General features: G+C 66.0%; 17 protein-coding genes and 1 tRNA gene. 15 read left to right on the forward strand and 3 right to left on the reverse strand.

Features of this window, described 5'->3' with window-relative positions; genetic code table 11:
• Window position 1: 1 nt before the first annotated feature.
• The 8 genes from secF (at window position 2) to mnmA (ending at window position 10,944) form a co-directional block, all read left to right on the forward strand.
• Complete coding sequence (gene secF, locus EPO34_00565) at window positions 2–907, forward strand: protein translocase subunit SecF (protein ID TAK03642.1); 906 nt, start codon at window positions 2–4, stop codon at window positions 905–907.
• Window positions 908–1,084: 177 nt separating this feature from the next.
• Window positions 1,085–2,725 (forward strand): hypothetical protein, encoded by a 1,641-nt coding sequence (locus tag EPO34_00570; GenBank protein TAK03643.1) that lies wholly within the window; start codon window positions 1,085–1,087, stop codon window positions 2,723–2,725.
• Entirely contained in the window at window positions 2,722–4,482 is a 1,761-nt protein-coding gene (locus tag EPO34_00575) for a hypothetical protein (GenBank protein TAK03644.1), read from the forward strand. The genes EPO34_00570 and EPO34_00575 overlap by 4 nt, the downstream gene beginning before the upstream one ends.
• A 1-nt stretch (window position 4,483) precedes the next feature.
• Window positions 4,484–5,134, forward strand: a complete 651-nt coding sequence (locus tag EPO34_00580) for a hypothetical protein (GenBank protein TAK03645.1) — start codon at window positions 4,484–4,486, stop codon at window positions 5,132–5,134.
• Window positions 5,131–5,916, forward strand: coding sequence for an undecaprenyl-diphosphate phosphatase (locus EPO34_00585; protein TAK03646.1), 786 nt, complete (start codon window positions 5,131–5,133; stop codon window positions 5,914–5,916). The genes EPO34_00580 and EPO34_00585 overlap by 4 nt, the downstream gene beginning before the upstream one ends.
• Before the next feature lie 45 nt (window positions 5,917–5,961).
• Window positions 5,962–7,464: a hypothetical protein gene (locus EPO34_00590; GenBank protein TAK03647.1), complete on the forward strand. Its 1,503-nt coding sequence runs from the start codon at window positions 5,962–5,964 to the stop codon at window positions 7,462–7,464.
• Window positions 7,133–9,532 (forward strand): adenylate/guanylate cyclase domain-containing protein, encoded by a 2,400-nt coding sequence (locus EPO34_00595; GenBank protein TAK03648.1) that lies wholly within the window; start codon window positions 7,133–7,135, stop codon window positions 9,530–9,532. Before EPO34_00590 ends, EPO34_00595 begins: the two co-directional genes overlap by 332 nt.
• Before the next feature lie 335 nt (window positions 9,533–9,867).
• Entirely contained in the window at window positions 9,868–10,944 is a 1,077-nt protein-coding gene (mnmA, locus tag EPO34_00600) for a tRNA 2-thiouridine(34) synthase MnmA (protein ID TAK03649.1), read from the forward strand.
• Between the two features lie 113 nt (window positions 10,945–11,057).
• Here the strand turns inward: mnmA and EPO34_00605 are convergent, their stop codons facing one another.
• On the reverse strand, window positions 11,058–11,699 hold the full coding sequence (locus tag EPO34_00605) for a hypothetical protein (protein TAK03650.1): 642 nt from the start codon (window positions 11,697–11,699) through the stop codon (window positions 11,058–11,060).
• 43 nt (window positions 11,700–11,742) lie between these two features.
• On the opposite strand from EPO34_00605, the gene EPO34_00610 reads away from it, so the two are divergent.
• The 7 genes from EPO34_00610 to EPO34_00640 all read left to right on the forward strand — a co-directional run bounded on the left by EPO34_00610 (window position 11,743) and on the right by EPO34_00640 (window position 17,438).
• Window positions 11,743–12,006: a hypothetical protein gene (locus EPO34_00610; GenBank protein TAK03651.1), complete on the forward strand. Its 264-nt coding sequence runs from the start codon at window positions 11,743–11,745 to the stop codon at window positions 12,004–12,006.
• Complete coding sequence (locus EPO34_00615) at window positions 12,003–12,227, forward strand: hypothetical protein (GenBank protein TAK03652.1); 225 nt, start codon at window positions 12,003–12,005, stop codon at window positions 12,225–12,227. The genes EPO34_00610 and EPO34_00615 overlap by 4 nt, the downstream gene beginning before the upstream one ends.
• Before the next feature lie 4 nt (window positions 12,228–12,231).
• Window positions 12,232–14,235, forward strand: coding sequence for an NAD-dependent DNA ligase LigA (ligA, locus tag EPO34_00620; GenBank protein ID TAK03653.1), 2,004 nt, complete (start codon window positions 12,232–12,234; stop codon window positions 14,233–14,235).
• Window positions 14,236–14,268: 33 nt separating this feature from the next.
• A complete protein-coding gene (gene gatC, locus EPO34_00625) occupies window positions 14,269–14,574 on the forward strand; it encodes an Asp-tRNA(Asn)/Glu-tRNA(Gln) amidotransferase subunit GatC (protein ID TAK03654.1) in 306 nt (101 codons plus the stop codon).
• A gap of 135 nt (window positions 14,575–14,709) precedes the next feature.
• The gene (gene gatA, locus EPO34_00630; protein ID TAK03655.1) at window positions 14,710–16,164 is read left to right on the forward strand and encodes an Asp-tRNA(Asn)/Glu-tRNA(Gln) amidotransferase subunit GatA; all 1,455 of its coding nucleotides are present in this window, start codon (window positions 14,710–14,712) and stop codon (window positions 16,162–16,164) included.
• A 110-nt stretch (window positions 16,165–16,274) separates the two neighbouring features.
• The gene (gene lgt / locus EPO34_00635) at window positions 16,275–17,024 is read left to right on the forward strand and encodes a prolipoprotein diacylglyceryl transferase (GenBank protein TAK03656.1); all 750 of its coding nucleotides are present in this window, start codon (window positions 16,275–16,277) and stop codon (window positions 17,022–17,024) included.
• A gap of 30 nt (window positions 17,025–17,054) precedes the next feature.
• On the forward strand, window positions 17,055–17,438 hold the full coding sequence (locus EPO34_00640) for a DUF302 domain-containing protein (protein TAK03657.1): 384 nt from the start codon (window positions 17,055–17,057) through the stop codon (window positions 17,436–17,438).
• A gap of 52 nt (window positions 17,439–17,490) precedes the next feature.
• On the opposite strand, the gene EPO34_00645 is transcribed toward EPO34_00640, so the two are convergent.
• Window positions 17,491–17,578 (reverse strand) — tRNA-Ser (locus tag EPO34_00645).
• 85 nt (window positions 17,579–17,663) lie between these two features.
• The gene (locus tag EPO34_00650; GenBank protein TAK03658.1) at window positions 17,664–18,110 is read right to left on the reverse strand and encodes a hypothetical protein; all 447 of its coding nucleotides are present in this window, start codon (window positions 18,108–18,110) and stop codon (window positions 17,664–17,666) included.
• Window positions 18,111–18,115 lie beyond the last annotated feature (5 nt).

Below are 18,115 nucleotides of genomic sequence, written 5' to 3' on the forward strand. Positions count from 1 at the left end.
TATGGCCTTCAGCTTCATCCGTCCGCGCCGCCTCTGGTTCGCCATTTCGGCCGTGCTGATCGGCGCCTCGCTCATGGCCCTCGGCCTGTTCGGGCTCAAGTTCGGCACCGACTTCACGGGGGGGACGCTGCTCGAGCTCCGGTTCGCGTCGGGGCGCCCGGAAAACGCCGAACTCGCGGGCCTGTTCGCGAACGCCGGATTCCAAGGCGCCACGGTGCAACCCGCCGGGGAAGACCGCGCCCTCGTGCGTCTCCCTCCGCTCACCGAAGAGGAGCACCAGACGGCCCTCGCCGCCGTGAAGGCCGCGCACGAAGGCGCATCCGAGCTCCGGTTCAACTCCGTCGGACCGGTGATCGGCAAGGAGCTGCGCACCACGGCCGTGCTGGGCGTCGCCATCACGCTCCTGCTGATCGGACTCTACATCGCCTACGTGTTCCGCACGGTGAGCGACCCGGTGCCCAGCTGGAAGTATGCCGTGGTCACGCTCATCGCCGCCGCGCACGACGTGATCATCCCGCTCGGCCTGTTCGCCGTGCTCGGTCATTTCCGGGATTGGGAAGTGAACGCGGGATTCGTGGCCGCCGCGCTCACCATCCTCGGGTATTCCATCTCCGACACCGTGGTGGTGTTCGACCGCGTGCGCGAGAACCTGTCGCGGGATTCCTCCGACGCGTTCGAGGACATCGTGGACCGTTCCGTGCAACAGACCGCCGTGCGCTCGTTCAACACCTCGTTCACGGCGCTCCTCGCCCTCGCCGCCATCCTCGCGTTCGGCGGCGACACCACCCGCCCGTTCGCCGCCGCCCTGTTCGCCGGCATCGCGACCGGCACGTATTCGTCCATCTTCATCGCGAGCCCGCTGCTCGTGGAGTGGGAGAAGAGGAACAGGAAGGGATCGGGAGGGTGATGAAGTGAAGGATCAAGGCCGGAAGGTTCTAAGGACCAAAGGAGACGTGAAAGAATTTATTGACGAAAAGACGAAGGTTTAAAACCTTCGTCTTTGAATTTCGGACTTTCACGTTTCCTTTGGCCCTTTCAAACCCTTCATTCCTTGGTCCTTTCTTGTGCTATACTGTTCCCGACTATGTCCTGGCTTTCCGCTTTCCTTGACGCGCGCATCGACGTGCAGCTGTACGTGCTTACGGTCCTGTTCGGTTGGATAGGAACGGCCGCCGTGCTCGCGTGGGGGTTCGTCGAGATGTGGAAGAACCACCGTCAGGGGCTGTACGTGCAGGGGCTCCAGCACGTGTTGCTCGCGATCAACGTCCCGGCGATGACCGAACAGAGCCCGAAGGCGGTCGAGGCCCTGTTCTCGAACCTGATCGGTTCCTTCAGCAACCTCATCTGGAAGGAAAAATGGCTGAAGGGCAAGGTCCAGCCCGTATTCTCGTTCGAGATCGCGTCCACGGAAGGGTACATCCAGTTTTACGTGCACACCCAGACCAAGTACCGCGACGTCATCGAGGCCAACGTGTACGCGCATTATCCCGAGGCGGAGATCGTCGAGGTGGAGGATTATGCGGCCTCGGCGCCCACCAAGTATCCGGACGAGCATTATGAGGCTTGGGGGGCCGAAATGACCCTGAGCAAGGAAGAATTCTATCCGCTGCGCACGTACGTGGATTTCGAGGACAAGCTCGCCGGGGAATTCCGCGACCCGCTCGGGCAGATGCTCGAAAGCTTCGGCAAGATGCGGCCCGGGGAACACCTGTGGATGCAGGTGCTGATTTCCCCTGGAAACAACGATTGGAAGGACAAGGGATTGGCCTTCATCGACGAGACCTACGGCAACGTGAAATCGCACAAGCCCGGCATGATCGAGGCCGGGATGTCCGCGGCCCTGTCGATCCCCAACGCCATGCTCCAGGAGGTGTTCGGCGGCGCGAGCGAGGACGCGCACGCCAAGAAGGAAGTCGACCCGTGGAAGGCGTTCAAGATCACGCCCGTCCAAAAGGAGATTGCCGAGGGGATCTTGCGGAAATGCGGGAAGGTGGGGTTCCCGAGCAAGGTGCGGCTGGTCTACGTCGCCCGCAAGGAAGCCTTCAATAAGGGTTCGCGCGCGCCCATCCTCAAAGGGATGCTCCAGCCGTATTCCCACCTGAACATGAATTCGTTCCGGTTTCACGGCTCCAGCGTGCCGAAGGACGATTATTTCTGGCAGCGATGGTCCTTGCCGAAGAAGCAGGGCCGTCTCGTGCGCGCGTTCCGCAAGCGCAGCTGGACCATCGGCGCCACCCCGAAGGTGCTGAACGCCGAGGAGCTCGCCACCATCTGGCATTTCCCGGCGATCGGGGTGAAGGCGCCTTTGGTGCGGAAATCCGAGGCGAAGCGCGGCGAGCCGCCGGTGGACCTCCCCTTGGATTCCGAAGGGGCATTGCCGAAGTTCGTGCGCCGCTCGGAGCCGGAGCCGGATGCGCATGGCGACCATGGCCACGGGCATGTCGAAGCCGCGCCTGACGCGACGCACGCCCTCCCGGGACTCCCCACGATCGACGTTCCGGCCGTATCGATGCCTGCCATGCCCATCTCCGACGCGCCGCCTCGCCGAAGGCCGGTCCAGGCGGAGCCCGAAGCCGAAGAACGCGAGCCGGGCTTGGATGCGACCGACATGGGTCCGCCCGCGGGCGTGGTGCTCCCGGGCCCGCCGCCCGGGTGGAAGGAAGAGACGAGGGGGGATGGCCCGGCCTCGTCTGACGCCGAGTCGCCGCCGAACCTTCCGGTATGACGAACCCCGCCCACGACCACGAGAACGAGATCACGTATTTCGCCCGTACCAACTTCCGCGGCCAGCTGCGGAAGTTCGGCGTGAAGACCGACGACCGGCGCCGGCACGTGTACATCATCGGGAAGACGGGCATGGGCAAGACCACGCTCATGGAGAACATGGTGATCGGCGACATCTACGCCGGGCACGGCTGCTGCTACGTGGATCCGCACGGCGACACGGCCGAGCGGCTGCTCGATTACATCCCGAGCTGGCGCATCAACGACGTGGTGTACTTCAACCCGGCCGACATGGATTACCCGGTGGGGTTCAACATCCTCGAATCGGTCGACCCCAAGAACAGGCACCTGGTGGCCTCCGGCATGATGGGGGTGTTCAAGAAGATCTGGGAGAACCTGTGGAGCGCGCGCATGGAGTACATCCTCAACAACTCCATCCTGGCGCTCTTGGACAACCCCGGCTCCACGCTCCTGGGCATCAACCGCATGCTCTCCGACGCCGACTACCGCAAGCGCATCGTGAGCAACGTGAAGGACCCGATCGTGAGCCAGTTCTGGCTCACGGAGTTCGCGAGCTACAACGAGAAGTACGCGCAGGAGGCCGTGGCCCCGATCCAAAACAAGATCGGGCAGTTCCTGTCCGCGAGCATCATCCGCAACATCGTCGCGCAGGTGAAGTCCACCATCAACATCCGGGAGATCATGGACGGGGGGAAGATCTTCATCGTGAACCTGTCCAAGGGCCGCATCGGCGAGGACAACTCGCGCCTCCTTGGGGGGCTGCTCATCACCAAGCTCCAGCTCGGGGCCATGGAACGCGTGGACATCCCGGAGACGGAGCGCAAGGACTTCTACCTGTACGTGGACGAGTTCCAGAACTTCGCCGTGGAGTCCTTCGCCAACATCCTCTCCGAGGCGCGCAAGTACCGCCTATGCCTCACCTTGGCGCACCAGTACATCGCCCAGCTCTCCGAGGAGGTGCGCGACGCCGTGTTCGGCAACGTCGGCACGCTCATCGCCTACCGCGTGGGCGCGCCCGACGCCGAGGAGCTCGAGAAGGAATTCGCGCCGCGGTTCGTGGTGGAGGACATCATCAACCTTCCCAAGTACAACGTGTACCTGAAGCTCCTCATCGACGGGGTCACGAGCCAGCCGTTCTCCGCCATCACGCTCCCGCCCATCGCGCAGCGCACCGGGAGCTCCGACCGCGTGATCAAGGTGAGCCGCGAACGCTACGCCACGGCGCGCGCGGAGATCGAGGAGAAGGTGCTCAAGTGGACCGGCATGGAGGAAGGGGTGGACGTGGAGAAGCTGCTTGCCGCGGCCGAGGAGAAGAAACAGGCGGCCAAGGGGTCGAGGAAGCCGGCGCACAAGTACAACTGTACCCGCTGCGGCAAGGAGTTCACGCTGCCGGTGGAGCTCGATCGCAGCCGCCCCATTTACGACGACGAGTGCATCGAGATCGTCCGGGCCGAGCGCAAGGGAGGGAAGCCGGCATCGAAGCCGCCAGTCGTGAGCCGTCCGCCGGGCGCCGCGGCGACGGTCGCGGCGAAACCGGTTCCGGCCAAGACGGTCCCTCAAAAGCCCGCGAAGCTCTCTGACGGCGTGATCGTGGAGAAGATCATTACCGATCCAGCCGTGTCCCTTGCCGCGCTCACGGCGGCCAAGGAAGAGCGCGCGGCGAAGGAGAAGAAGGAGTTCGGTGGGAAGCCGAGGATCGTGGCTTCGAAACCCGGCGACCTGCCGTCGTTCGACTGATATGCCCGAGCGGGTCTCGTTCACGACGCAGGACGGCGTGGAAATCGTCGGGGACTGGTATCCGGCTCCCGGGAAGCGGTTCGCGATCCTGCTCCACATCCGTCCGGCCACCAAGGAAAGCTGGAGGCGTTGGGCGGAAATCCTCCGGGAGCGCGGCGTGTCCGTGCTCGCCTACGACCAGCGCGGCCATGGGGAGAGCACGATGGGCGGCACGATCGATTTCGAGAAGATGACTGACGACGAGAGCCGCGGCAAGCGCCTCGACCTTGAGGCCGCGTTCGCCTGGCTTGAGGGAAAAGGGGCGACGGACGGGAACACGTTCCTGATGGGCGGATCGATCGGGGCCAACCTCGCCATCCGGTTCCTGTCGGAACATCCCGGCGTCCCGACGGCGATCGCGTTGTCGCCCGGCCTCGACTACCGGGGCGTCACGACCGGGGATGCGATCTCGAACCTGTCCGGCGTCCAGCAGGTCGTCCTCATCGCGAGCGATGACGACCAGCACGACAGTTTCGCGAGCTGCGCGAAGCTGCATGAGCTCGCTCCCGAACGCACCACGTTCCTGCGCCAGACGGGCCTTGGACACGGGACGCACATGCTTGAAAAAGACCCGGCGCTGTTTGACGCGATCCTCGCACGCCTTTCCCTGTGACCCTCCTGCAAGCCGCGGTCCTCGGCATCGTCCAAGGGCTTACCGAATTCCTGCCCGTCTCCAGCTCCGGCCACCTCATCCTGGTCCCGGCCTTGTTCGGTTGGGAGCCGCATCCGGTCGCGTTTGACGCGGCGATCCACCTGGGCACCTTCTTCGCGGTCGTATTCGCGTTGCGAGACGACGTGAAGCGGATCCTTCGGGGCCTGTTCGTGCCAGGCGACGCCTGGGGAGGGCTCGGTTGGATGGTGGTCGTCGCCACGCTGCCGGTGCTGCTCAGCGGCTTCCTCATCGGGGAGGTGTGGAAGCCCGACCTGCGCGACCCGCGCCTCATCGTGGGCACGCTCGCGTTTTGGGGCGTCGCGCTCTACCTCGTGGACCGGTTCGCGCCGTCCTCGGAAGGGAAGGCGGAGAAGGCCGGCTGGAGCAGGTCGCTGCTCATGGGCCTCGCGCAGGTCCTCGCCTTGCTCCCCGGCACTTCGCGCAGCGGGGTCACGATCACGGCCGGCCGCGCGCTCGGGCTCACGCGCGAAGCCGCGGCCCGCTTTTCGTTCCTGCTTTCCATCCCGGCCGTGGCCGCGGCGAGCGCGCTTTCGCTCGTGCAGGTCGGCACGGGCGCGGCCGAGGTCCCGGCCCTGCCGCTCGCCATGGGGATCATCGCCTCGGCCGTGTCGGGCGCGCTTGCCATCCGCTGGCTCATCAGGCTCATGCGCACCGCCACCTACGCCCCGTTCGCGCTCTACCGCCTCGCGCTCGCCGCGCTCGCGGCCATCGTGCTGCTGTGACGACCCCTTTGACAGCCTGTCCCGGTGGGATAGGGTAATGCCGATATGCAACGCCTCAAACGCCTTTTTCCGCTCCTCCTCGCGGCGTTCGTCCTCGTCGCGCTGTTTGCGCCCAAGGCCTGGCGCGCGATGACGCCCGGATACGACGCGAGCCGCCTCGTGACCCCGGCGCAGGCCGCGGCCCTGTTTGCCGCGGGCAACACGCTCACGGTGGAGCGCGGGAGCGCCACGGTGCGCCGCGCGGACGGCGCGAGCGAGACCGTGACGGACGAGGCGTTGATGGGCGTGGGCGACGCCGTGACCGTGTCCGAGGACGGGTTCGCGACGCTGCGGTGGTTCGACGATTCCGTGAGCCGCCTTTCCGGCGGCGCCGAGCTTCGCATTTCCGCCGCGGATTACGACCCGGAGGAGATCAGCGAGACGCATGTGGAGTTCGAGGTGGTGAAGGGGGCCGTGTGGTCCAAGGCCATGAACCTGGTGGACGCGGATTCCACCTTCGAGGGGCGAGCAGGCGACGTGGTGGCCGGGGTGCGCGGGACCGCGTTCAACCTGTCCGTCACGGACGGATCCGTGCTCGTGCAGCCGGTCGAGCATGCGCTCGCGCTGCGAGAGGACGGGGGGACCGAGCGCGTGGTGGTGGCCGGGGAGAGTGCGCGGTTCGCCCACGGGCGCGCCGGAGCGCTCGCGTCCATGCGCCTGAGCGCGACCGACCCCGCGGACGCGAAGTCGGATTGGTTCTTGAAGAACGAAGCGCTCGACGGCCAGGCGATCGCCGGCCTCGCAAGCGCCATGCGGGAGCGCCTGCGCCAGCGCGTGGGCGCGCTGCCGGGCGAATCGGACTGGGACAAGAAGGAGCGCGCGCTCGCCGAGGCGCTTTCCGCGAGCTCGGGCGCGGCGCGCGTGCGCGCGCAGGCCGCCATCGCCTCCATGCGCGTCTTTGAGTTCGCGCTGCGCGCTCGCGCCGGCACGGCCGTTGCCGCGGACGCGGAAGGCGTCCTCACGGGCATCGAGGCGGCCGTCGCGCAGGTGAAGGGGAGCGACCTGCCCGAGCCGGAGAAGCGGTCGCTCATCGCCGCCATGGTCGCCGAGACCAAGGCCGCGGACCGCGCGCTCGCCGACGCGCTTCCCGAGGACGCGTCCGCGTACGCGGCTCGGCTCAAGGTACGCGAGATGGCGCGCGCGCTCGTCCTCGACCAGGAAGAGCGCGAACGCCTCATTGAGCTCTACCAGCGCCACAACCTGTTCGAGCTGGGCGACTCGCTCAAGCACGGCTGGACCGACGCGTGCGAATGCAAGGCCGAGATCGAGGAATACCGCCAGCGTTCGCTCACGGACAAGGGGTTCCGCCGCATGTTCGAGCTGTTCCTCGCCGACATCCGCGCCAAGTGCCCGGGTTCCGACGCGGCCAAGATCCGCTTCGCGCCCGTCGCCTCGCCCAAGGCCGCGACGATCGCCCCGGCCGCCATCCCGGCCCCCGTCCAGGAACCCGCGCCGCCCAAGGACCCGTACGCGCAGCCGTCCGCCGGATCGTCCGGCTATCCGTACTAGTGTGAACAGGCGCGCCCGGCAAAAGCTGGCGTTCTGGGGCGCGGCGTCGGTCGCGCTTTCGTCGTGCCTGTTTGCCGTCGCCTCCCTGGGCTGGTTCGAGGGGCTGCACCTCTCGCTGTCCAACTCGCTTTACCGGTCCGCACGGCCTTCCGCGCGCGAGGACATCGTGATCGTGGCCATCGACGACCGGTCGCTTGCGCGCCGGAGCGCGAGCGAGGACGGGACGCTGCGCTTTTCCAAATCCGATTACGCCAAGGCCATTGACACGCTCGCGCGCGCCGGGGCCGCCGCGATCGGCGTGGACGTGATCCTTTCCGAACCGGCCCCCGAGGCGGACGTCGCCGCGCTCGCGCGCACGCTTGCCTCGCATCCGCAGGCGGTGCTCGCGACGCGCCCGGCGTACGGAGGCACCCCGGCGCTTTCCCCGCTCCCCGAGCTCGCGCGCGCGGCACAGGGGCGCCTCGGCAGCGTGCTGTTTTCCGCGGACCGCGACAGCTTGCTGCGGCGCCAGGGCGTCGGGACCGCGGGAGAGATCCCGGCCTTTGCCGTGGCGGTCGTGAACGCGTTTTTGGGACAAGGGAGCGAGGCCAACCGCCGCGAGGAGGGCACGCTTACGGTGAGCGACGAAGCCGTGCGCGTGGGGAGCAAGCGCGTGGACGCGCTGCGCGTGCCGCTCGACGGTTCCGGGCGCTTCCTCATCCGCTATTTCGGGGCGCCCGGGAGTTACCGGCGCGTCTCCTTCGCCGACGTCCTCGACGGCAACCTCGTGGATCGCGACGGGAACAGTGTGGACCTCTCCGGCGCCGTGGCGCTGATCGGCGAGACCGGCACGGCCGTGCACGACGAGCAGCCCACGCCGGTGTCCGAAGGGGTCCCCATGAGCGGGGTGGAGATCCACGCGAACGCGGTGCAGACCATCCTGTCCAACCGATCGCTCACGGAGCAGTCGCCCCTCAGCGCGATCGCGTTCGCCTCCCTCGCGCTTTCCGGCGCGCTCGCGGCGTTCCTCGCGCTCTCCCTCCCGCTTTCGACCCTTGCGTTCGCCTTCGCGCTCGCCGCCTACGCCGTGGCGACATGGGCCGCGTTCGAATACGGCCTGGTCCTGCACACGGCCTACCCGCCCCTCGCGCTCGCCCTCGCTTTCGCCGCGGCCTACGCGTTCCGCTACCTCACCGAGGCGCGCCTGGGCCGCGAGACCGCTTCCGCGTTTTCGCGTTACGTGAGCCCGCACGTGGTGGAGGAGCTCATGGAGCACCCGGAACGCCTCCAGCTCGGCGGAGAGAAGCGGGAGATGACCGTGCTGTTCTCCGACATCGCCGGGTTCACCACCATCGCCGAGTCGCTGGACGCCGTCGACCTCGTGGCGCAGCTCAACGAGTACCTGGACGCCGTGAGCTCGGTGGTGCTCGCCCACGACGGCACGATCGACAAGTTCATCGGCGACGCGGTGATGGCGTTTTGGAACGCGCCGCTCCCGCAGGCCGATCACGCGATACGCGCCTGCCGCGCCGCGCTCGCCTACAAGGCGCGCCTCGGCGAGCTCAACGCGAAGCGCGCCCAACGCGGCCTCCCGCCGTTTCACGCCCGCATCGGGCTCAACCTCGGCCCCATGGTGGTGGGCAACGTGGGGTCGAGCCGCCGGTTCGACTACACGGTGATCGGCGACGCCGTGAACCTCGCGTCGCGGCTCGAGAGCATCAATAAGGCGTACGGCACGGACCTGATCGTGTCCGAAGCCGTCCTGTCGGAAACCGCTGGTGCGTTCGAGGCGCGCGAGCTCGACCTCATCGCCGTGAAAGGGAAGGACAAGCCCGTGCGCATCTTCGAGCTGTTATGCGAGCGCGGCAAGGTTCCCGAGGAGGTCCGCAAGGCCGTCGTGTTCTTCGGCGAGGGGCTCTCGGCCTACCGATCGGCGCGCTGGGACGACGCGCAGCGGTTCTTTACCGAGGCCCTGCGCGTGCGCCCGGGCGACGGGCCGTCCACGGCGTTCCTCTCTCGTGTCACGGACCTGCGGGCGCAGGGGGTGAAGGACGGATGGGACGGGGTGTACCGGGCGAAGGAGAAATAGGGTATCATCCCTTTGCACGACCGCGCGCTGGTGCCCGGTCAACGAGGTGTCCCGTGTCCGACGCTCACGATCCTTCCGCTCCCGACGACAAGCCGCCTCCCAGGGCCCCGGCCATGAACGGCTGGAAACCTCCGCCCACGGAAACCGACCTGCTTGCCGAGAGGCTCAACATCCGATGGCTGGATGCCGCGCGCATCACGCGCGTGCAGCGCGGCATGAGGACGTCCAACAAGGTGGTGAAGTTCGCCCAGCGCCGCGGCTGACCGTCGTTTCACCCTCCCGTTCCGGCCTCCCTTGCGGGGGCCCTCTTTTTATCCTAAGATCCGTCGTTCCGTATGCCCGGCCCAAAGCCCAAAGTCCTGCTCGGCATGTCCGGCGGCGTGGATTCGTCCGTGGCCGCGGCTTTGCTGCTGGAGCAGGGATATGAGGTGATCGGGGCGTTCATGAGGAACTGGAGCGACTGCGCCTGGAGGGCGGACAGGCGCGACGCGAACCGCGTCGCGGCCCAGCTTGGCATCCCGTTCCTCACGCTCGACTTCGAAAAGGAGTATCGGGAAAAGGTCATCGACGAGATGTTCCGCGAGTTTGCCGCCGGTCGCACGCCGAACCCGGACGTGCTGTGCAACAGGCATGTGAAGTTCGACCTGTTCGCGCGCGAGGCCGATCGCCTCGGATGCGACTTCGTCGCGACCGGGCATTATGCGCGGGTCCAGCACGGCACAGACCCCACCCATGCCCTCTCCTTGGCAAGGGGAGGGGTAGCTCGCCTGATGCGTCCTGCGGACACCGAAAAGGATCAGACCTATTTCCTTTGGGCCATCGAACCGAAGGTGCTGCCGAGGGTGCTGTTCCCGCTTGCGGGGCTCACGAAGCCCGAGGTCCGGGCGAAGGCGAAGGCGCTTCAGCTGCCGGTCGCGGACAAACCGGATAGCGTTGGGATCTGTTTTGTGGGGGAAGTGGACATGAAACAATTCCTTGCTCAACGCATCCCGCATGTCCGTGGAAGGATCGTCACGACCGACGGGCGGGACGTCGGCACGCACGACGGGTTGCCGTTCTACACGATCGGCCAGCGCGAAGGGTTGGGCGTTTCGGCGAGCGAGCCGTATTACGTGGTCGAGAAGCGGATGGCCACGAACGAGCTCGTCGTCGGCAGCGCCTTCGACCCGGGGTTGTTCAAGAAAACCGTGTCCGCGAATCAGGCGAACTGGTTCCGTCGCCCGCAGGCAGGGGACCGGGTAGGCGCGCGCATCCGGCACCGCGGGCCGATCGCGCCGTGCACGGTGGACGCGGTCGGCGACGCGACCGTATCCATCACGTTCGACGAGCCGCAGCGGGCCGTCACTCCGGGGCAATCCATCGTCTTTTACGACGGCGACGAGGTGCTCGGGGGAGGCGTTTTGTCATCCTGAACGAAGGCCTTCAGGCCGCAGTGAAGGAACCTCGTCTGGAGTCCATCAGACGTTTGTCCTGGGATGATCGTCTGGAGGTATCCCAACGAGGATCCTTCGTCAGCCGTTCAGTCTCAGGATGACAATAAATGGAAGAATTTGGCGTAAAACGCGGCGCCGGCGCTCGTGTTCGCGTCGAACGCGAATCCCTCCACGGACAGGCCCGGTCGCTCCGTGACGCGTTGCGCCCCGACGGCGACGATGGCGCTGTCGTCAACGAACAGGATCGGGAGCGGCGCGTCGAAGGGAATGATTTCCACCACATGGCGGAAACTATAGTTGATGACCGACATGGAGGCGCCGCTTGGAAGCTGCGTGTCGGTCGCCTCGGTGGTGACGGAGAGGATGGGCGAGGAGGGGTCGGACGCGGCCGCGAGGCGGCCTTGCACGAGTCGGACGACCGGGTGCGACGCAGAGAGGTCGGCCATGAGCAGGTCCGTGCGCTCGTCGAGCCCCAGCCGCACCCCCGCGACCGACAGCTCCGCGTAGCCGCCGGCTCCGATGAGGACGATCTCGCCGCGCCGCAGGCGCTCCCCGACGGTCGCCGGGCGCGTCTTGCCCGCCGCGTCCACGACCACCTCGCCGTCCGCGACGAGGACGACCGCTTCCACGGCAGGTCCACGGTCCGCTCCCGCCCACGGGGAGCCGAATCTCTGGCCGACAAGCAGGGTCGCCACCAGGATCGCGAACAGCAGTGGAGGGAGATGCCGCTTCATGCCTGGCATGGTAGCATGGATGCATAATCCGCCTGATCCCGATATGGCCCTTCTCGAGTTTTACGGCAAGGAATGCCCCCACTGCGTCACCATGATGCCCCTTGTGGATAAGCTGATTTCCGAGGGGTTCGACATCAAGAAGCACGAGACCTGGCACGATGAGGCCAATGCCGAGAAGCTGAAGGAATACGACCGGGGCCTGTGCGGCGGGGTGCCGTTTTTCTTCAATACCGCGTCCAAGCAGCATATCTGCGGGGAGGCGGACGAAAAGACGCTTCGGAAATGGGCTGAAGGGAAAAAAGTATGAACGTCGGCCGCGTCCTCCCGCTCGCGCTTGCCGCCTCGACGCTCGTCGGGGCCGGGTGCGTTTCGGTCGACGCGTCGAAACAGACCGTCCATCTCGACCTTGATTGGCATTACGGCCCGGCCGTCTCGGAGGCGGCGGAGATCCTGTCGGAAGCGATGGTGACGCCGCCGAAGGTGACGATCGAGCTCGGGGCGCGCCAGGACCCGCCGAAGGCGGAATGAACGTATGACGAAGGCCGAAGCGAAGGCGCGCATCCTTGAGTTGCGAAAGGCGATCGACGCGTACCGTTACGAATACCACGTGCTCGACAAGAGCTCGATTTCGGATGCGGCGCTCGACAGCCTCAAGCACGAGCTGTACGCGCTCGAGCAGGCGCATCCGGACCTCATCACGGCGGACTCCCCGACGCAGCGCGTGGGCGGCAAGGCGCTCGCCAGGTTCCCCAAGGTCACGCACCTGCGGCCGATGCTCTCCATGGAAGACGTGTTTTCCCCGCAAGAGTTCGGAGACTGGTATCGTCGTCTGGCAAAGCTTAGCGACCGGGAGCGGTTCGACCTGTTCTGCATGCCGAAGGTCGACGGACTTGCCTTGTCCATCGTGTACGAGGATGGTCTTTTGAAATCGGCGGCCACGCGCGGGGATGGCAAGATCGGGGAGGACGTGACGGCGAACGTGCGCACGATCGAATCCGTCCCGCTCCGTCTGCGCCTACCCCCTACCACCTACCCCCTACCAACTACGATCGAAGTCCGAGGCGAAGTCTACATGCCGGTCGCGGCGTTCGAGGCGTACAACCGTGAGATGAAAAAGGAAGGGAAGGAGGAGCTGGTGAACCCGCGAAACGCGGCGGCCGGGAGCGTGCGCCAGCTCGACCCGGCGGTCACCGCCTCGCGTCCGCTCGCGTTCATCGCCTGGGACCTCGTCGACGACCTTGGACAGACGCGCCAGCATGAGGAATGGGAAATATTGCGCGAGATGGGGTTCAAGGCCGCGGAAGCCAAGGCATGCAAGGACGCGCAGGAAGCGGAGGCGTTCTGGAGGGCGTTGCAGAAAAAGCGCGAGCGACTTGGATTCTGGATCGACGGCATGGTGGCGCGGGTGGACGACAACGCGCTCTACGCGTCGCTTGGCGTCGTGGGCAAGACCCCGCGCGGGCTCGTCGCGTGGAAATTCCCGGCCGAGGAGGCGACGGCGGTCGTCCGCGGCATCGAGTGGTTCGTGGGGCGGACCGGGGCGCTGACCCCGGTCGCGGCGCTCGACCCGACGTTCATCGCCGGGACCACGGTGAGACACGCGTCGCTCCACAACCTCGACGAGATCGAGCGCCTCGACGTGCGCGTGGGAGACACGGTGATCCTGTACAAGGCCGGGGACATCATCCCGAAGGTGAAGGCCGTCCTGAAGGAGCTCAGGCCCGCAGGGTCGCAGGCAACGAAGGCGCCGAAGAACTGTCCGGTGTGCGGGACGAAGGTCGTCCGACGCGAAGGGGAAGTGGCGATCGTCTGCCCCGACAAGCGCTGTCCGGCGCAGGACCGTGAGAACGCCCTGCATGCCGCGCGCGCGTTCGAGATCGACGGCCTTGGCCCGCAGACCGTCGCGCAGATGCTCGAGCAGGGGCTCGTGAAGAGCGCCGCCGACCTGTTCGCGCTCACGAGCGACGACCTGCTCAAGCTCGAGGGGTTTGCCGAGGTTTCCGCGAAGAAGCTCGCGGACGCCATCCGCGCGAAGAAGCGCATCCGGCTCGACAAGTTCATCCTCGCGCTGGGCATCCGCAACGTGGGCGAGGAGACCGCGCGCGACCTCGCGTCGCATTTCGGCTCCCTTGACGGGCTCATCAAGGCCGACGAGCAGGCGCTCACCCAGGTGCCCAACATCGGCCCGGTGGTGGCCACGAGCGTCCTCGAATGGTTCTCGGACGACGAGAACCGCGACCTCGTCGCGTCGTACCGGAAGAACGGGATCGTCGTCGGGAAGGGGGAGAAGCGGGCCGTGAGCGGCGTTTTTTCCGGAAAGACCGTCGTCATCACCGGGACATTGTCCGCGCTCAGCCGCGATGAAGCCAAGGAAGCCGTTCGCTCCGCAGGCGGGAAGGCGTCCGAATCCGTGAGTAAGAAGACGGATTTCGTCCTGGTCGGGGAAAGCCCTGGGTCCAAGGCAGACGACGCGAAGCGGCTTGGCGTTCGCATCTTGTCTGAAGCCGATTTTCTCCGTATGCTTCGGCCATCCTGAGGCCTTATCGCCTAAGGCCTTCAACGCCTCCCTATGCCCATCACCCCCGAAGAAATCCGGCACCTGGCGCATCTCTCGCGGCTCAAGCTCGACGAGGAGGACGTTGCGGCGTATGCGAAGGACCTCGACGCCATCGTCGGGTACGTGGACAAGCTGCAGGATCTCGACACGAAGGACGTGCCGGAAATGGAGCATGTCGAGGATCTCGTAAACGTCTGGCGCGAAGATGTCGTCGGCGGATGCGATCCGGACGCGCGTACGCGCATGATCGCGGCGTTCCCGCGGCACAGCGGCGACCTGCTCGAGGTGGATGCCGTGTTCGCGGACAAGACGGACTGATATGCCCAGTACTACAACAAGGACATTTTTATCGGTTGACTCCGTTAGAATTCCTTCAGGTCGAGAGCATCTTTCATTCCAGACGATCGTCCAGGATGCCTTCCTGACGAAGACGTCCTTGTTGTAGTACTGGGTATGGACCTCACGTCAGTGACCATCCGGGAGGTCGGGAAGCGGCTCGCCGCGCGGGAGATCTCGAGCGAGGATTTGGTGCGCGCATGCCTCTCCCGCGTCGAAGCGGCGAATGGCAAGCTGAACGCGCTGCTCGACGTGGACGAGAACGGCGCATTTGCTGCCGCAAGGATCGCGGACAAGGCCCGCAAGTCCGGTGACGACCCAGGGGCGCTCGCCGGCATCCCGATCGCGATCAAGGACAACGTCTGCGTGACCGGCTGGACCGCCTCGGCCGGTTCGCGCATCCTTGAGCCGCATCGCGCCGCGTACGACGCGACGGTCATCACGCGCCTTAGGGCCGCCGGAGCGGTGCTCATCGGTCGCGCGAACATGGACGAGTTCGCGATGGGTTCTTCTACCGAATCGTCGCACTATGGCCCGACGAAGAACCCGTGGGACGCGTCACGGGTCCCGGGCGGCTCGTCCGGCGGCTCCGCCGCGGCCGTCGCCTCCGGCATGGCGCTTGCCGCGCTGGGCTCCGACACGGGCGGCTCGGTGCGCCAGCCCGCGTCGCTGTGCGGCGTGACCGGCCTCAAGCCCACGTACGGGCGCGTGTCGCGCTACGGCCTCATCGCGCTCGCGTCGAGCCTGGACCAGATCGGGCCGCTCACGCGCAGCGTGGAGGACGCCGCGATCGTCATGCGGGCCATGGAAGGGGAGGACGACCTGGATTCGACGAGCGTCGGCCCGCTCGAGACGTATGTGCCCGAGCTCGACCAGCCTTCGGTCGCGGGGCTGCGCATCGGCATCCCCAAGGAGTATTTCCTTGAGGGGATGGACGAGCGCGTGAAGGCGTCGGTGATGGAGGCCGTGGCCGAGCTGAAGAGCCAAGGCGCGACGGTGCACGAAGTGTCGCTTCCTCATGCGGAATATGCCCTCGCCACCTATTACCTCGTGATGCCGGCCGAAGCGAGCTCAAACCTCGCGCGGTTCGACGGCATCCGCTACGGCTACAGCGCGAGCGCCGACAGCCTCAAGGAAACCTACGAGCGCAGCCGCGGCGAGGGATTCGGCGCCGAGGCGAAGCGCCGCATCATGCTGGGAACCTACGTGCTGTCAAAGGGCTATGCCGACGCGTACTACCGCCAGGCGCTCAAGGCACGCACGCTCATCCGCCGCGATTTCGACGAGGCGTTCAAGGAGGTGGACCTGATCGCGACACCCACGAGTCCCACCACGGCCTGGAAGTTGGGCGAGAAGTTCGCGGACCCGCTCACCATGTACCTCTCCGACATCTACACCGTCTCCGCCAACATCGCCGGGATCCCAGCGATGTCGCTCCCGTGCGGGTTCGCCGACGGGCTCCCGATCGGCTTGCAGCTCATGGCCCGCCCGTTCGACGAGGCCACGCTCTATCGCGCCGGCATCGCGTATCAAGGTGTAACTGATTGGCATCGCCGAACACCAAATCTGTAAATTTGTCTTTGCGAGGAGCGTGCCGTCCAGGCGACGAAGCAATCTCCCATCTCGCGTGAGGTTGCTTCGTCGGCTGAGGCCTCCTCGCAAAGACAGAGTCAAAGAGATCTGTGATCCCATACATCCAATTCGTCTCGTTCCAGCTCGGTCCCCTCACCATCTATGTCTGGGGGTTGATGGTGGCGCTCGGCATCCTCGCCGGTACGTGGCTTGCCGCACGTCTCGCTCGCGAGCGGGGATTGAACCCGCAGGTGATGTGGGACCTGGCGTTCTGGGGGACGCTCGGCGGATTCGTCGGTGCGCGTCTCGCGCATGTCGCCTTTTATGCGCCCGAGACGTATCTCGCCGATCCGTGGCGGATCTTGGCGATCCGTGACGGCGGGTACTCGAGCGCGGGCGCGATCATCGGCGGCATCCTGTGCGGCGTGCTGTACCTGAAATGGAAGAAGCTGTCCGTCGCCGCGTACGCCGACGTCGGCGCGTTCGGGGCCCCGCTTGGCTACGCCATCGGCCGCGTCGGCTGTTTCCTCATCCACGACCACCCGGGGACGCTGACCAGCTTCGTCCTGGGCGTGAAGTATCCCGACGGGGTGCGCCACGACCTCGGGCTCTACGAGGCGTTGAGCGGATTCGCCCTCACCCTCCTGTTCGTCGTGCTCTGGAAGCGCAAGGCTCCGGCCGGGTCGTACGCGCCGCTGTTCCTCATCTGGTACGGCGCCTCCCGTTTCTTCCTCGACTTCCTGCGAGCGACCGACGGCGCCATCGTGGACGCACGCTACGGCAACCTCACCCCGGCGCAGTGGCTGGGCGCGGCCCTGTTCGTGTGGGGGCTGTGGCTGTATCGTCGCAGGGTCGTCTGAAGCCGTGCTCATACCCCTAACCTCAAACCTATGGAATTCGCCTACACGGTCTCGACCCCGAAAACGTTCGACGAAGCCGTCTCAAGCGTCCAGGACGAGATTGCCAAGGCGGGCATGCGCGTCTTGTACGTGCACGACGTGCAAAAATCGCTCGGCGAAAAAGGGTTCGAGCGCGGGCCGTTCAAGATCATCGAGTTTTGCAACGCCAAGTTCGCCCATGCGTTCCTGGAGATCGACGTCGACATCGGGCTTTGCCTGCCCTGCAAGGTCAACGTGTACGTGAAGGACGGCCAGACCGTCATTTCCGCCATGCGGCCGATCGTCCTCACGCGATTCTTCCCGCAGGCGGACCTGGGCGAGAGACCCGGGGAAATCGACGCGACGGTGACGTCCGTGGTCGACCGCGCGAGATAAGCCTCCCATGCGAACCCTCCCAAGCAAAAAGCTCCCAGTCCTGGGAGCTTTTTGGCGGAGAGGGAGGGATTCGAACCCTCGAACCCTTGCGGGTTGCACGCTTTCCAAGCGTGTGCACTAGACCGCTATGCGACCTCTCCGTGTTCCGTGGGTGGCGGCAATATACCTGACGCAGCCTGACGAATCAAGGAATAAAAAAGGACGCCCTGCGTGGGGCGTCCGGCGTCACTTGTTTGGGAGCCTTCGGGACGGCTCGGGGAAGTGCATGCGGATCGTCGAGAGCAGCTCGTCCTTGAGGAACGCCTTGATCTCCTCGGGCGTCTTTTTGGCAAACCACTTGCTTTCCCAGCTTACCGCCTCGCCCCGGCGGGTGATGACGCCGCTTGCGTACACCTGGGGCTTGAATTGCTGGCACAGTTCGGAATTCCGCGCCTTTGCCATGGCCCAGCGCTTCTTCGCGTCCTCCTTGCTCCCGCCGGAGAGCACATGATGCATGAGGAACAAATCGAGGTGGTTGCCCACGTCCCCCACGATGAGGATCGACTGCGTCCCTTCCACGGCGGCGCGCAGGAGGATCCAGGAGAAGGCGTTGTCCGCGGCTTCGTACGGCTTGGGGTCGCCGATCTCGAGCAGTTCGCTCATCCGTCGCAGATGAATCGGGCTCGTATGCATATGCC

This window comes from Patescibacteria group bacterium (genome assembly GCA_004297215.1).
In the GTDB taxonomy this organism is placed as follows: domain Bacteria; phylum Patescibacteriota; class Patescibacteriia; order UBA9934; family GWF2-40-263; genus 2-01-FULL-63-20.